Origin of the sequence: Sphingomonas sp. OK281, assembly GCF_900115295.1 — a bacterium.
Lineage (GTDB): Bacteria > Pseudomonadota > Alphaproteobacteria > Sphingomonadales > Sphingomonadaceae > Sphingomonas.
This window is the reverse complement of the sequence record NZ_FOVZ01000006.1, coordinates 120,023-134,071: the sequence shown is the minus strand read 5'-3', so window position 1 is coordinate 134,071 and position 14,049 is coordinate 120,023. Positions and strand designations below refer to the sequence as shown.

The window sequence follows — 14,049 nt, the reverse complement described above, 5'->3', positions numbered from 1 at the left end:
CGCTGACGCATCGAAACGGGTGCGAGGAATGCGGTGGGTATCGAACATGGTCCGGCAATGACTTCGGGACGCGGACTGCGGGGACTGGTCGCCGCGATATTGCTGTATCTCGGGCTTGCCGCGGCCCCGGCGTTCGCGTGCGATATCGCTACGCCATCGACCGCCAACATGGGCACCCTGTCGCCTACCGCCGTGACGGGGGCAGGGTTCATCGCGACGACGGGCTCGTTCAAATGTGCGAACGCCAGCATCCTGTCGCTGCTGGCCGCCGACTATCTGCGCGCGACGTTGATAACGACCACCCCGCTGACGCTGACCGCGCCCACCGGCGGGTCGATGGGCTATTCGCTATCCGCCACCGCGGACGGCACCACGCCCTTCGTCGCCAATACCCCCCGATCCTATGTCGAGGGGACGACGTTGTCGCTGCTGAGCAACAGCAAGGCCGCGGTGCCGATCTATATCAAGCTCATCAGCGCGGCGGCGCCGCCCGCCGGCATATACGCCGGCAACTTCCAGGTTCGTTGGACCTGGAAGTTCTGCAACGGTATCGCAGCCCTGGGCTTGTGCCTGTTGGCCGACAACGACCAGGACAGCAAGACAGCCACCGTCAACGTCACGGTGACCGTCGCCAAGAACGCGGTCGTTACCGTGTCACAACGTACGACGTGGGAAGCCTCGGTGACGACCAACAACCCGAAGGCCATTCCCGGCGCGAAGCTGCGCATGACGATGCAGATCCTGAACCCGAATCCGTTCGCACTGGACAGCAACACGCTCACGTTCACGCTGCCCACGCCAGCCGGCCTGCGCATCGCGCTCGACGGCGACGGCACGAACATCGGCGCGGTCGTGCAAGCTGGCGATACGACCGGCACCACCGGGCTGAAGTTCAAATATGCCTCGCCTTCGGACCCCGACGACGATGTCGACTTTGCCAGCGGCAACAACGTCTGGGGCTACAAACCCGTCGCGGGCGACTCGGCGACGCAGGGAATGGTCACCGCGGTCCAGTTCAACCCGAAGGGGGTGATGGCAGCCGGCACGGCCTTTACGATCTCGATACCCTATTCGGTGAAATGATCCGCCGGCGTGTCCGGGGCACGCGGTGCGGGCACGCCACCGACGATCTCCATCTTTGTCGCGGTTGAGCCGACCTCGATCCCCGCTTCGCGGAACTGGCGGAGCAGAGTGAACAGCAATTCGCTGCGGATCGGATAGGCATCCCGCGGGCTCGCCACGTACGCGAAGCAGTTGAACTTGGCGCGACCCGCGTCGATCGAATCGATGAACACCTTGGAGGCGGGATCGTCGAGCACCTCGTGCTTCTCGGCGAATGCCGCGAACAGCATCGTCCGCACCGCGTCCAGATCCTCTTCGAGCGGCACCGAGAATTGTAGCTGGATCCGGCCGATCGGTGCGGCCAGCGTCATGTTCTGGATGGTCTTGGTGATCAGCTCCGAATTCGGCACGATCAGCGTCGAGCGGTCCGCGACCTCGATCTCGGTCGAGCGCACGTTGATGCGCTTCACGTCGCCCTCCATGTTGCCGATCCGGACGAGATCGCCGATCTTGACCGGGCGTTCGGCGAGCAGGATCAGCCCCGAGACGAAGTTCTGCGTGATCGCCTGGAGGCCGAAACCGATCCCGACCGACAGCGCGCCGAGCACCACCGCGAGCTTCTCCATGCCGATCCCGAGCGCACCGAGCGCCCACAGCACCGCGGCGATGATCCCGGCATACCGCGCGACCATCATCACCGAATTCTGCGCGCCGGCGTCCATCGCGGTGGTCGGCAGGTAGCTGTTCACCAGCCAGTGCTGCAGCCCGCGCATGATCGCGAGCGCGACGAACAGCACCGCGATCGAGCGTAGCACCGCGCCCGGCGAGATCGTGACCTGGCCGATCGTGACGCCGTTCGCGACCGTGCCGAACAGCTCGAACGCCGAGCCGACGCCCGCCCCGAACGGCGCCATCACCGCGCCGACTGCGAGCAGGATCAGCAGCAGCCGCAACACCGCCGACAGCAGCACGCCGATCTGGTCCACGGTCTTGTTGTCGACGCCGAAGCCGCTGTTCGCCGACCGGCCCAGACGATTGCCGCTCGACAGCAACGTCCGGCACGCGTCGTCGGTGAAGGTCATCATCAGGTACAGCGAGGCACCGACGATCGCGCCCCACAGCAGCCACGTCGCGACCTTCAGCGCGAAGTTCACATAGCCGATCAGCCCGGCGACGAGCGTGACGAGCAGCACCAGCCAGACGAGCGTCGCGACGATCGCGAGCAGCGTGTTGCGCGCGGGTTTCGTCGGGTCGGGGAGCGCGGCGGCGCGCAACCGGCCGAGCGTCACCAGGATCGCGCCGAGCAGGGCGATGTGCAGCAACGCGACGACCGCGTTGGCGGCACTCGCCGCGGGTGCGCTGATGCCGATCAACGTGTTGGTCGCGATCAGCAACTGGCCGAAGAAGATCAGCCCGGCCGCCATCCAGGTGTACGGCCGCAGCGCCTGCGACGCAGGGTCGCCGATCGGCAGCAGACGCCAGGTCGACTGGCCACGCAGCAGCAGCGCGCCGCCGAGCGACGACACGAACGCGCAGAACCACGAGATCCCGACGAAGATCGCGCCGAACCGGCTCCAGGCAGGGGAGACGAGCCCAGCCCAGCGCAGCGACGCGACGATCGCCCACGCAGCGAGGCCGGGCAGCGCGGTGCCGATCACGACCAGCCACAGTGCATAGGCCGAGCGTCGCAGGCGTCCGCCGGGCGCGTGGTTGGTCGCATAGCGCCGGCCGACGCCGTGCAGCCAGCGCCGCAACGGCACGATCAGCACCAGCGCGGCGAGGATCCCGACCAGCAGGCCGATACCGGCGCGCATGTCGAACCGCGCACCGAACTGGCGGATCTCGACATTGGCGAACCGCATCATGCGCGCGGTATCCCGCGGCAGGTGATCGACGATCGCCGCCCATAATATCGGCGACAGCGGCGAGCCGGTGTTCTCGGACAATTGCTGGCCGAGCTCCTCCGCCTCGGCCGCGCCGATATCGTCGATCTGCTGCTTGGCCTCGATGCCGATGAGGCGCGCGCGCTTGATCGCGGAGTCGATCGCGGACTGGCTCTGCGCCAGGAGCTTGCGTTGCGCGCGGATCTCGGGTGCCTCGACCACGCCGGGGGTGGCGGCGCCGAGTTCGGTGACGCGGGCCTGGACCAGCGCCATCTCGGGGGTGAGCGTGCGGACGGCGTCGGCGGCGGTGGTCTGCACGGTTTGCGCGCGGGTACGCAGCGCCTGCCGCGCCTTGTCGTCGCGCGCGCCGGGGGTGGCGTCGTCGATCGCCTGGAGCTCGGCCGACGCCTGGGTGAGGCTCGCCGCGACGGTCGCGACCTTGGGCTCGTCCTGCGCGGTGGCGGGTAGCGCGGTGGCTAGGAGGAGGAGCGCGGCGAGGTAACGGAGGAGAGTCATCCGGGCTGCTGTACAGCGATAGGCTGCGAAACGGGAGGGGTGGTGGTCCACCGGCAACCGTCACCGGTATCGGAAGCCACTGGAAAAGCCTTCGCACCTCGTTTGCGTCACCCCGACACCCTCCTATGCACCACCCCGGCGAAGGCCGGGGCCCAGTTGGCAAGGTCGTTGTAACGGAGCGCTGGCCTCAATCACCAGCCGCTCCCAACTGGGCCCCGGCCTCCGCCGGGGTGGTGTTCCTGTTGGGGGTGCATCCTTAGAGCACAGCCGTCGTCCACGCTTCCTTGTTCTCCCGCGAAGGCGGGAGCCCAGACTGGGTCCCCGCCTTCGCGGGGAAACAGGAAGTGCGGTCCGCTGCGCCAGGATCATCAGTAGGAACGCGCGCCCTTCCCCTCGCCGTCACCCCGGCGGAGGCCGGGGCCCACCGTTCCGCACACTCAATTCTATCGAATGTGAGGGACGGTGGATGCCGGAACGAGCCCGGCATGACGGGGCGAGACTCGCGTTGGCTGGCGCAGAACTGGACCGCGCGTCGTTCAGTCCAGCTCGAGGATCACCTGATCCACCGCGAGACTATCCCCGGTCTTCGCCGCGACCGACTTTACCGTCCCCGTCTTCTCGGCGCGCAGGATATTCTCCATCTTCATCGCCTCGACCACGGCCAGCGGCTGCCCCGCCTCGACCCTGTCCCCCGCCGCGACGTCGAGCCGCACCAGCAGACCCGGCATCGGGCAGATCAGGAACTTCGACAGATCGGGCGCGACCTTCTCGATCAGATGCGCGGTATACGGTGCGACGCGGGCGGGAAGGACGCGGGCAACGTGGCTCGCGCCGCGGGTCGTCAGCTTGAAGCCGGCGCGGGCCTTGGCGATGCGGATCGTCAGGTGCTCGTCGCCGTCCTCACCGTGGCCATCCGCGACAACCATGCGATCGCCGGGCGTGTATTCGAGCGCCAGGTCGAGGTCTTCGCTGTCGACTGTGATGCCGTCGGTCGAGACCGTCACCACATGGTCGGTCTTGTCGATCGTCACCGACCAGTCGGCGGGCGGACGGAGGCGCTTGCCGAGCTGGCCATCGATGCGGCGGGCGCGGTCGGCTTCGGCGGTGGCCGCGAAGGCGGCGACGGCGGCGAGCGTCTTCAGCAGCGCGGCGTCGGCGGGGGCGCCGTGGAAGCCTTCTGGATATTCCTCGGCGATGAAGCCGGTGGTCAGTGCGCCCGACTGGAAGCGCGGGTGCTGCATGATCGCCGAGAGGAAATCGATGTTGTTGCCCGGCCCCTCCAGTTCGAACGCGTCGAGCGCGGCGATCTGCGCGGCGATCGCACCGTCGCGGGTGGGGGCCCAGGTGATGAGCTTGGCGATCATCGGGTCGTAGAACATGCTGACCTCGCCGCCCTCGCGGACGCCGTCGTCGACGCGGACTCGGGATTCTTCTGCCCCCCCTCCCGCAAGCGGGAGGGGGCTGGGGGGTGGGCTCGCGCTATCGTTAAAGGCAACGTTAGCGGTGGAGGACAGCGCGTGCCCACCCCCGGCCCCTCCCGCTTGCGGGAGGGGGGAAGTCTCCGGCGGATTGTACCGCACCAAACGCCCGATGCTCGGCAGGAACCCGCGATACGGGTCCTCGGCGTACACGCGGTTCTCGATCGACCAGCCGTTGAGCTTCACCTCGTCCTGCGTGAACCCGAGCGGCTCCCCGGCCGCCACGCGGATCATCAGTTCGACCAGGTCCAGCCCGGTGATCTCCTCGGTCACGGGATGCTCGACCTGAAGCCGGGTGTTCATCTCGAGGAAGTAGAACCCCTCCCCCGTCGTGTCCGCACCCGACACGATCAGCTCGACCGTCCCGGCCGAATAATACCCCACCGCCTGGGCCAACGCGACCGCCTGCTCGCCCATCGCCTTGCGCATCTTCGGCGTCACGAACGGCGACGGCGCCTCCTCGACGACCTTCTGGTGCCGCCGCTGGATCGAGCATTCGCGCTCGTTGAGATAGACGATGTTGCCGTGCTGGTCGCCGATCAGCTGGATCTCGATATGGCGCGGGCTTTCGATGAACTTCTCGATGAACACGCGGTCGTCGCCGAAGCTGGCGAGCCCCTCGCGCTTGGTCGCCTCGAAGCCTTCGCGGACGTCCTGTTCGCTGTACGCGAGCCGCATGCCCTTGCCGCCGCCGCCGGCGGACGCCTTCATCATCACCGGATAGCCGATTCCACCGGCGATCTCGACCGCGTGGTCGGTGCTGTCGATCTCGCCGAGATAGCCCGGCACGACGTTGACGCCCGCGGCCTTGGCGAGCTTCTTCGACTCGATCTTGTCGCCCATCGCGGCGATCGCTTTCGGAGGAGGCCCGACGAACGCGATCCCGGCCTCGGCGCAGGCCAAAGCGAAACTCTCGCGTTCGGAGAGGAAGCCGTAGCCCGGGTGAATGCAGTCCGCGCCGGTTTCCTTGGCCGCGAGCAGGATCAGCTCGGCCTTGAGATAGCTTTCGGCGGCGGGTGCCGGCCCGAGCCGGACGGACTCGTCGGCCATCAGCACGTGCGGCGCGCGCGCGTCGGCGTCGGAATAAACCGCGACGGTCTTGATGCCCATCGCCTTGGCGGTCCGCATGACGCGGCATGCGATCTCGCCACGATTGGCGACCAGGATTTTCTTGAACATTCTCGCTCCCCTCCCGCCTGCGGGAGGGGCCGGGGGAGGGCCTGTCCACGCGCGGATATTATGGTGCGGGAGGACAGGCCCTCCCCTAACCCCTCCCGCAAGCGGGAGGGGAACTACTCCGCCGCAGCCCGCATCGGTTCTGCACCGACCATCGGCTTCATCCCGAGCTTCGCCAGCAGCGTCGCATCCGCGCTGTCGCCGGCGTTGCCGGTGGTCAGCAGCTTGTCGCCGGTGAAGATCGAGTTCGCGCCGGCCATGAAGCACAGCGCCTGGGTCGCCTCGGACATGCTCTCGCGGCCGGCCGACAGGCGGACCATGCTCAGCGGCATCGTGATCCGCGCGACGGCGACCGTGCGGACGAACTCGATGTCGTCGATCTGCGCCATGGGCGTGCCGGCGAGCATGTCGCCGAGCGGCGTGCCCTTGACCGGGACCAGCGCGTTGACGGGAACGCTCTCCGGGTGGCGCGGCAAGGTCGCGAGCGCGTGGACGAAGCCGACGCGGTCGCTGCGCGTCTCGCCCATCCCGACGATCCCGCCGCAGCAGACCGAGATGCCTGCGTCACGGACGTTCGCGAGCGTCTCGAGGCGATCGCCAAAGGTGCGCGTGGTGATGACGTTGCCGTAATTCTCGGGCGAGGTGTCGATGTTGTGGTTGTAGTAATCGAGGCCGGCGTCGGCGAGCTGCTTGGCCTGGTCCGCGTCGAGCATGCCGAGCGTCATGCACGTCTCGAGCCCCATCGCGCGGACGCCTTCGACCATCGCGACGACCTTCGGCATGTCGCGCGGCTTCGGGTTGCGCCACGCGGCGCCCATGCAGAAACGCTGCGAGCCGGCGGCCTTGGCCTGCGCGGCGTCGGCGAGGACCGCGTCGACGTCCATCAGCTTTTCCGCCTTCAGGCCGCTGTCGGATGAGGCGGACTGCGAGCAATAGCCGCAATCCTCGGGGCATCCGCCGGTCTTGATCGACAACAGCGTGCAGAGCTGGACCTCGCCGATCGCGTGATGCGCGCGGTGGACGGTCTGGGCGCGGAACATGAGTTCGTCGAACGGGAGCTCGAAGAGCGCGGCGATCTCGGGGCGGGTCCAGTCGGTGCGGCTCGACACGGACGTCGGCGCGCCAGTCGCGACTGGGGGACGGAGGAGGGTTTCGATCATCATGCGGCCTTTGGTCTCTGGTCGTTTCGCGTCGTCGCATAGCGCCTGCGCGCGGCGGCGTAACTGGCGGGGGATGTTACTTGGCCGCCGTCGCACGTTTTACGCGCGCTTCGAGCTCGGGCCCGCCGCCGTCGCCGAAGCCGTAGGCGGTGTGGACCTGCCGCCCCTTGGCATCGAAGAGATAGACGCGCGGAATGCCGACCTTGCCGTCGGGGATGTCGCGGATGTCCTTGCCGATGATCTGACGATACGCATCGACGTCCGCGACGACGTAATCGATGTCGCTCATGCCGGCGCGCTGCAGGAACTGCGCGATCGCGGCGGGCGGCTGGGTGCGATCGGGGTTGCCCTCGCTGCGGTTGATGTAGAGGAAGTTGTAGCCGCCGCCGAATTCCTTGCGCATCTTGTTCAGATACGGGGCTTCGGCGATGCATGGCGGGCACCAGCTCGCCCAGATCGAGACGAGGGTGGGTTTACCCGGCTTGATGCGCGATCCGAGCGGGATCGCCTTGCCGTCGCGCGTCTTCACCATGACCTGCGCGATCGTAGAAATCGAGCGGCCCGTGGTGGGCGCGGTTTCCTGCGCCACGGCCGGCGCGATACTGAAAGCGGTCAGCGCAATCGCCAACACCGTGGTGCGCATGTTCATACCCGTTCCTCTTCCGGTGCCATGTTGTGGCCGAGCAGTTTCAACACGTCCTCGGCGGCTTGGATCAGGTTGGTGCCGGGGCCGAAGATCGCCTGGACGCCGGCATCGCGCAGCGCCTGATAGTCCTGTGCGGGGATGACGCCACCCGCGATCACCTTGATATCCGCGCGGCCGGCCTCGCGGAGGTAGCCGATCAGCTCGGGGATCAGCGTCTTGTGGCCGGCGGCGAGGCTCGAGGCGCCGACGATGTCGACATCCTTTTCGAGCGCGAGCGCAGCGGCTTCGGCGGGGGTCTGGAACAGCGGGCCGGGGACGATCTCGAAGCCCAGGTCGCCGAACATCGACGAGACGAGGTTGGCGCCGCGGTCGTGGCCGTCCTGCCCCATCTTGGCGACCAGCATGCGGGGTTTGCGCCCCATGCGGCGTTCGGTGGCTTCGACGCCGTCGGTGAGGCGGGTCCAGCGCGCGTCGTCCTCGTACGCGCCGCCGTAGATGCCGGACACGGGGGTGGGCTGCGTGCCGTAGCGGCCAAACACGTCTTCCATCGCGGAGGAGATTTCGCCGAGCGTGGCGCGGGCGCGGGCGCACTCGACCGCAAGCGCGAGGAGGTTGTCGGAGCCTTTCGCACCTTCCCGCAACGCATCGAGCGCGGCGCGGCACGTGGCTTCGTCGCGCGTGGCCTTTACCCGCTCGATGCGTTCGATCTGGCCCGCTCTCACCGCAACGTTATCCACATCGAGGATCTCGATCGCGTCCTGTTCGGCGAGCTTGTACTTGTTGACGCCGACGATGACGTCCTCGCCGCGATCGACTCTTGCCTGCCTCCCAGCAGCCGCTTCCTCGATCATCGCCTTGGGCCAGCCCGCCGCGACGGCCTTCGCCATGCCGCCTTCGGACTGGATCCGCTCGATCAGTGTCCACGCGCCGTCGACCAGCGACTGCGTCAGGCTCTCGATATAATAGCTGCCGCCGAGCGGATCGACGACCTTGGTCATCCCCGTCTCTTCCTGGATCACGATCTGCGTGTTGCGCGCGATCCGGGCGGAGAAGTCGGTCGGCAGCGCGATCGCCTCGTCGAGCGCGTTGGTGTGGAGCGACTGCGTGCCGCCGAGCATCGCCGCCATCGCCTCGATCGTGGTGCGCATGACGTTGTTGTACGGGTCCTGCTCGGTGAGCGAGACGCCGCTGGTCTGGCAATGCGTGCGCAACATTTTCGAGCGCTCGTCCTGCGCGCCGAGTTGCGTCATCGCGCGGTGCCAAAGGACGCGCGCGGCGCGGAGCTTGGCGATCTCCATGAAGAAGTTCATGCCGATCGCGAAGAAGAACGACAGGCGCCCGGCGAACTTGTCGATGTCGAGCCCGGACGCGACGCCGTATTTTACATATTCCATGCCGTCGGCGATCGTGAAGGCGAGCTCGTGGAGCTGCGTCGCCCCTGCCTCCTGCATGTGATAGCCGCTGATCGAGATGCTGTTGAACTTGGGCATCTCGCGGCTGGTGTAGCCGAAGATGTCCGAGATGATCCGCATGCTCGGCTCGGGCGGGTAGATGTAGGTGTTGCGGACCATGAACTCCTTGAGGATGTCGTTCTGGATGGTCCCGTCGAGCAGTTTGCGGTCGACGCCCTGCTCTTCGCCGGCGACGATGAAGAAGGCGAGGATCGGGATCACCGCGCCGTTCATCGTCATGCTGACCGACATCTTGTCGAGCGGGATGCCGTCGAAGAGGATCTTCATGTCCTCGACCGAATCGATCGCGACGCCAGCCTTGCCGACGTCGCCGGTGACGCGGGGGTGGTCGCTATCGTAGCCGCGGTGGGTGGCGAGATCGAACGCTACCGACAGGCCCTTCTGGCCGGCGGCGAGGTTGCGGCGGTAGAACGCGTTCGAGGCCTCGGCGGTGGAGAAGCCGGCGTATTGGCGGATCGTCCAGGGGCGACCGGCGTACATCGACGCGCGGACGCCGCGGGTGAAGGGGGCGAAACCTGGGAGGCCTGGGTCTTCGCGCACGTCTTCCGCGGTGTAGAGCGGTTTGACGTCGATGCCTTCGGGGGTCGGCCAGGTTAGGTCGGCGCCTTTGACTTCCTTGGTAGCGGCGGCCTGCCAGTCGGCGAGCGTGGGGTTCGGTTTGTCGGTCATGCGGAGAACACCACCCCGGCGAAGGCCGGGGCCCAATTGGAAAGGTTGCTGTAACGGAGAGTAGCACCAGCCAAGGCGCCGTTGCCCAATTGGGCCCCGGCCTTCGCCGGGGTGGTGGTCAGAAACGCCGGGGCGGTGCGGGAAACGAAGGTCACTTTCCCGTGAACACCGGCTTGCGCTTCGTCAGGAATGCGAGGCCGCCCTCCATCGAATCCGTAGACCCGCGCGCGTCGCGCTGGTTCGCCGCCTCGGCCTGCATCGCGGTCGCGTAATCCGTCTCGTATGCTGCCGTGATCGCCCGGCGCATCAGCCCGAGCGCCACCGTCGGCATTGCCGCCAGCCGCTCCGCCAGCGCGAACGCCTCCGCATCGAGCGCGTCGTCCGAAACCACCTTGTGCACCATCCCCCAGTCGAGCGCCTTCGCCGCCGGGACGCGCTCGCCGAGCATCATCATCTCCGTCGCCCGCGCCTTGCCGATCAACCGCGGCAGCATCCACGACGCGCCACCATCCGGCACCAGCCCGATATTCACGAACGCCTGGAGGAAATACGCGCTCTCGCTCGCGACGCAGAAATCGGCGGCGAGCGCGAGGCTGCAGCCGATCCCCGCCGCCGGCCCGCGCACTGCGCTTACCACCGGCACCGACAACTCGGCGATCGCCGCCATCGTCGGATTATAACTTCCGGTCAGCGCCGCGAACGTCGCCTCGCCAGGATTGTCCGAACCAAGCGCCCCGCCCCCGACATCCGCGCCCGAACAGAATGCGCGTCCCGCACCCGCAATCAGAACCGCGCGCGCACCGTCCAGATCGCCCAGCGCCGCGCGCAATTCCTCGAACATCGCTGGCGGCGCAGCGTTCAGCCGGTCGGGCCGGTTGAGCGTCAGCACCAGCACGTCGCCGCGCCGCTCGCTCAGGATATGCTCGTACGCGGCCATCAAATCTCTCCTAGTGCGCGCCGGTATCGCCCGGCGTCTCCATCAATTCGACCAGCATGCCGCCGAAATCCTTGGGGTGCACGAACACGATCGGCGTGCCGTGCGCGCCGATCCGCGGCTCGCCCAGCACGGTCGCGCCCTTCGCCTTCAGGTCGGCAATCGCCGCATGGATATCGGCGACCTCGAAGCAGACATGATGCTGCCCGCCCGCCGGATTCTTGCGCAGGAAGCCGGCGATCGGCGAACTCTCGTCATACGGCTCGATCAGCTCGATCTGCGTATTGGGCGCATCGATGAAGCAGACCTTCACCCCCTGCGCGGGCAGGTCGAACGGCTCGCCGATCGCGGTCGCGCCGAGCAGCAAGCGATACGTCTCGACCGACTTCGCGATCGACGGCGTAGCGACCCCGACATGATTGAGCCGGCCCAGCGTCATTGTGCCCCCTTCGGCGGTGGCGGTGGTGTTGGGACCACGCCAAGCGTGTATCCGCACACGCCGAGCACCTGCCTGATCATCGCATCGCTGGTGGGCGCGACGAAGTTGGCCTGCACCGCGAAATCCGCGCCGTTGGTGGTCTCGACGCGCGCCGTCTTCGACTTCACGAGGAACGTCGTCAGCTTCGTGATCGCCTCGGAATCGGTGATGTACGTACCGGTACCCGGGAACTGCCAGTTATACGTGAACGCCGGCCCGCCATCGAAGCGCACCGCGACGGGTTTGTCCGCGCCGGACCCGAGCGGCTGCGGCTGGATGAACTGGATCGACACGATCGGCTCCGAGCCGACGTCGCATTTCACGACGAGCCGCGAGAGCCCGTCATTGCCGGTGACGGACGCGGAGATGCTGCGCACACCCGTCGGGTTGGTACGATCGGCGAGTTTCCAGGCCGGCGCGGGCGCCGATACAGCGGCTGCCTGAAGCAGAAGAAACGCGATCATTCCTCGATCCTCCGTTGCTGCCGACCGGCGGCCATTGCCGCACCCTCGATCATGCCCTCGAGACGAGAAACCCGATCGCGGAGATCACCATGCGCCCCGGCAAGACCTGCGAGCCGCCCGCCAAGCTGAGCGACGTCCCGATCGAGGCCATCGAGCTGGTCTTTCAGCGTCAGGATCGTCTTGAAAACGCCGAATGCCTTTTCGCCTGCACTCACGGTCTTTCGCCCGCCAGCACCGCATCGACCACAGCGCAGGTGCGCGCGATATTCTCACGCATCGACTGGATGGACATCTTCATGTCGTCGACGGCGGCCTCGATCTCCGGTGCGAGAAACGCCAATGCCGCTTCCTCGTCGTGCGACGCCGGTGCGGCAATGTACCGCGTTGTCGCCTCACGCACGACGCGGCCGACGGACATGCCGCTGTTCGCCGCGAACGCATCGAGCGCGGCCTTATGGTCGGGGGTAGTCAGAAACGTCACGCGTTCGGTCTGCATCGCACGACTCCTTCGCATGACATGATAATGTGCTTATCATCACCGAACAAGCATAGCTCACAACGGAATGTTGTCATGCTTCTTCCAGGGATTCTCGAGCGACTTGCCGCGAAGTTTCCGTAAGCCGAGCGCGATGCGGCGGCGGGTTGAATGCGGCTGGATCACCTCGTCGATGAAACCCTTCGACGCGGCGACGAACGGGTTGGCGAACCGCGCCTCGTATTCGGCGGTGCGCTCGGCGATCTCTTCCGGCGTCTTGCCGCGGAAGATGATCTCGACCGCACCCTTCGCGCCCATCACCGCGATCTCGGCGGTCGGCCACGCATAGTTGAGGTCGCCGCGCAGGTGCTTCGACGCCATCACGTCGTACGCGCCGCCATACGCCTTGCGCGTGATGACGGTGATCTTCGGCACGGTCGCCTCGGCATAGGCGAACAGGAGTTTGGCGCCGTGTTTGATGATGCCGTTATGCTCCTGCGCAGTGCCAGGCAGGAAGCCGGGGACGTCGACGAAGGTCACGATCGGGATCTCGAACGCATCGCAGAAGCGCACGAACCGCGCGGCCTTTTTCGACGAATTGATGTCGAGCACGCCCGCCAACACCATCGGCTGGTTCGCGACGAAACCGACCGTGCGGCCTTCGATGCGGCCGAAGCCGGTAATGATGTTGGCCGCATGCGCCGGCTGCGTCTCGAAGAAATCGCCTTCGTCGACGGTCTTCCGGATCAGCTCGTGCATGTCGTAGGGCTGGTTCGCCGACGCCGGGATCAGCGTGTCGAGGCTCTCCTCGATCCGATCCCACTCGTCCGCGGTCGGCCGCTCGGGCACGCCCTCACGGTTCGACGCAGGCAGGAAATCGAAGAAATCGCGCGCCGCGAGCAGTGCTTCAATGTCGTTCTCGAACGCGTTGTCGGCGACCGACGTCTTGGTGGTGTGCGTCACCGCGCCGCCGAGCGCCTCCTGCGTCACGACCTCATTGGTCACCGTCTTGACCACGTCGGGGCCGGTGACGAACATGTAGCTCGAATCCTTCACCATGAAGATGAAGTCGGTCATCGCGGGAGAATAGACCGCGCCGCCTGCGCACGGGCCCATGATGAGCGAGAGCTGCGGCACGACGCCGCTGGCGAGCGCGTTGCGCTGGAACACTTCCGCATAGCCGCCGAGCGAGGCGACCCCCTCCTGGATGCGCGCGCCGCCGCTGTCGTTGAGGCCGATGATCGGCGCGCCGACCTTCATCGCGCTGTCCATCACCTTGCAGATCTTCTGCGCATGACGCTCGCTCAAGGATCCGCCGAACACGGTGAAATCCTGGCTGAAGACGAAGACGAGGCGGCCGTTGATCGTGCCCGAGCCGGTGACCACGCCGTCGCCAGGGATCACCTGGTCCTGCATGCCGAAATCGACGCAGTTATGCTCGACATACATGTCGAGCTCCTCGAACGATCCCTCGTCCAGCAGCACGTCAAGGCGTTCCCTCGCGGTGAGCTTACCCTTGGCGTGCTGCGCTGCGATCCGCTTGAGGCCTCCGCCGACTCTGGCGGCTTCGCGGCGGCGTTCAAGCTCTTCGATCGTCGATGACATCGTCTCTCCGTCCTGCTGATTGCCTTCACAG

The 14,049-nt window shown here is 66.8% G+C and carries 12 protein-coding genes; 1 reads left to right on the top strand and 11 read right to left on the bottom strand.

The genetic code is table 11. The features are described 5' to 3' along the window. Positions 1 to 33 precede the first annotated feature (33 nt). Positions 34 to 1,083, top strand: coding sequence for a spore coat protein U domain-containing protein (locus BM244_RS19020; RefSeq protein ID WP_139226973.1), 1,050 nt, complete (start codon positions 34 to 36; stop codon positions 1,081 to 1,083). Here BM244_RS19020 and BM244_RS19015 read toward each other — a convergent pair. From BM244_RS19015 to BM244_RS18965, 11 genes are all read right to left on the bottom strand, one after another. Further along, the gene (locus tag BM244_RS19015; protein ID WP_093400491.1) at positions 1,068 to 3,461 is read right to left on the bottom strand and encodes a DUF3772 domain-containing protein; all 2,394 of its coding nucleotides are present in this window, start codon (positions 3,459 to 3,461) and stop codon (positions 1,068 to 1,070) included. The two genes, BM244_RS19020 and BM244_RS19015, sit on opposite strands and share 16 nt — an antisense overlap. Before the next feature lie 536 nt (positions 3,462 to 3,997). Next, positions 3,998 to 6,118, bottom strand: coding sequence for an acetyl-CoA carboxylase biotin carboxylase subunit (locus tag BM244_RS19010; RefSeq protein WP_093400490.1), 2,121 nt, complete (start codon positions 6,116 to 6,118; stop codon positions 3,998 to 4,000). Positions 6,119 to 6,231: 113 nt separating this feature from the next. Further along, positions 6,232 to 7,275 carry a biotin synthase BioB gene (gene bioB / locus BM244_RS19005; protein WP_254784594.1) on the bottom strand — a complete coding sequence of 348 codons (1,044 nt, stop codon included), beginning with the start codon at positions 7,273 to 7,275 and terminating at the stop codon, positions 6,232 to 6,234. Positions 7,276 to 7,351: 76 nt separating this feature from the next. After that, complete coding sequence (locus BM244_RS19000) at positions 7,352 to 7,924, bottom strand: TlpA family protein disulfide reductase (RefSeq protein WP_254784592.1); 573 nt, start codon at positions 7,922 to 7,924, stop codon at positions 7,352 to 7,354. Then, positions 7,921 to 10,062 carry a methylmalonyl-CoA mutase gene (gene scpA / locus BM244_RS18995; protein ID WP_093400488.1) on the bottom strand — a complete coding sequence of 714 codons (2,142 nt, stop codon included), beginning with the start codon at positions 10,060 to 10,062 and terminating at the stop codon, positions 7,921 to 7,923. The genes BM244_RS19000 and scpA overlap by 4 nt, the downstream gene beginning before the upstream one ends. Positions 10,063 to 10,213: 151 nt before the next feature. Further along, complete coding sequence (locus BM244_RS18990) at positions 10,214 to 10,999, bottom strand: enoyl-CoA hydratase-related protein (RefSeq protein WP_093400487.1); 786 nt, start codon at positions 10,997 to 10,999, stop codon at positions 10,214 to 10,216. 10 nt (positions 11,000 to 11,009) lie between these two features. Further along, positions 11,010 to 11,435, bottom strand: coding sequence for a methylmalonyl-CoA epimerase (mce, locus tag BM244_RS18985; protein ID WP_093400486.1), 426 nt, complete (start codon positions 11,433 to 11,435; stop codon positions 11,010 to 11,012). After that, positions 11,432 to 11,938 (bottom strand): hypothetical protein, encoded by a 507-nt coding sequence (locus tag BM244_RS18980; RefSeq protein ID WP_093400485.1) that lies wholly within the window; start codon positions 11,936 to 11,938, stop codon positions 11,432 to 11,434. The genes mce and BM244_RS18980 overlap by 4 nt, the downstream gene beginning before the upstream one ends. Next, positions 11,935 to 12,153, bottom strand: a complete 219-nt coding sequence (locus BM244_RS18975) for a hypothetical protein (RefSeq protein ID WP_093400484.1) — start codon at positions 12,151 to 12,153, stop codon at positions 11,935 to 11,937. Before BM244_RS18975 ends, BM244_RS18980 begins: the two co-directional genes overlap by 4 nt. Beyond that, the gene (locus BM244_RS18970; protein WP_093400483.1) at positions 12,150 to 12,434 is read right to left on the bottom strand and encodes a hypothetical protein; all 285 of its coding nucleotides are present in this window, start codon (positions 12,432 to 12,434) and stop codon (positions 12,150 to 12,152) included. The genes BM244_RS18975 and BM244_RS18970 overlap by 4 nt, the downstream gene beginning before the upstream one ends. A gap of 57 nt (positions 12,435 to 12,491) precedes the next feature. Then, the gene (locus BM244_RS18965; RefSeq protein WP_093400482.1) at positions 12,492 to 14,018 is read right to left on the bottom strand and encodes an acyl-CoA carboxylase subunit beta; all 1,527 of its coding nucleotides are present in this window, start codon (positions 14,016 to 14,018) and stop codon (positions 12,492 to 12,494) included. Positions 14,019 to 14,049: the final 31 nt, after the last annotated feature.

What these genes read in the sequence shown, in the direction of transcription:
- BM244_RS19000 (WP_254784592.1), bottom strand. Translation starts at nt 7,924, where the DNA reads ATGAACATGCGCACCACGGTGTTGGCGATTGCGCTGACCGCTTTCAGT.
- bioB (WP_254784594.1), bottom strand. Translation starts at nt 7,275, where the DNA reads ATGATCGAAACCCTCCTCCGTCCCCCAGTCGCGACTGGCGCGCCGACG.
- BM244_RS18990 (WP_093400487.1), bottom strand. Translation starts at nt 10,999, where the DNA reads ATGGCCGCGTACGAGCATATCCTGAGCGAGCGGCGCGGCGACGTGCTG.
- scpA (WP_093400488.1), bottom strand. Translation starts at nt 10,062, where the DNA reads ATGACCGACAAACCGAACCCCACGCTCGCCGACTGGCAGGCCGCCGCT.
- BM244_RS19015 (WP_093400491.1), bottom strand. Translation starts at nt 3,461, where the DNA reads ATGACTCTCCTCCGTTACCTCGCCGCGCTCCTCCTCCTAGCCACCGCG.
- BM244_RS18970 (WP_093400483.1), bottom strand. Translation starts at nt 12,434, where the DNA reads ATGCAGACCGAACGCGTGACGTTTCTGACTACCCCCGACCATAAGGCC.
- mce (WP_093400486.1), bottom strand. Translation starts at nt 11,435, where the DNA reads ATGACGCTGGGCCGGCTCAATCATGTCGGGGTCGCTACGCCGTCGATC.
- BM244_RS19010 (WP_093400490.1), bottom strand. Translation starts at nt 6,118, where the DNA reads ATGTTCAAGAAAATCCTGGTCGCCAATCGTGGCGAGATCGCATGCCGC.
- BM244_RS18965 (WP_093400482.1), bottom strand. Translation starts at nt 14,018, where the DNA reads ATGTCATCGACGATCGAAGAGCTTGAACGCCGCCGCGAAGCCGCCAGA.
- BM244_RS18980 (WP_093400485.1), bottom strand. Translation starts at nt 11,938, where the DNA reads ATGATCGCGTTTCTTCTGCTTCAGGCAGCCGCTGTATCGGCGCCCGCG.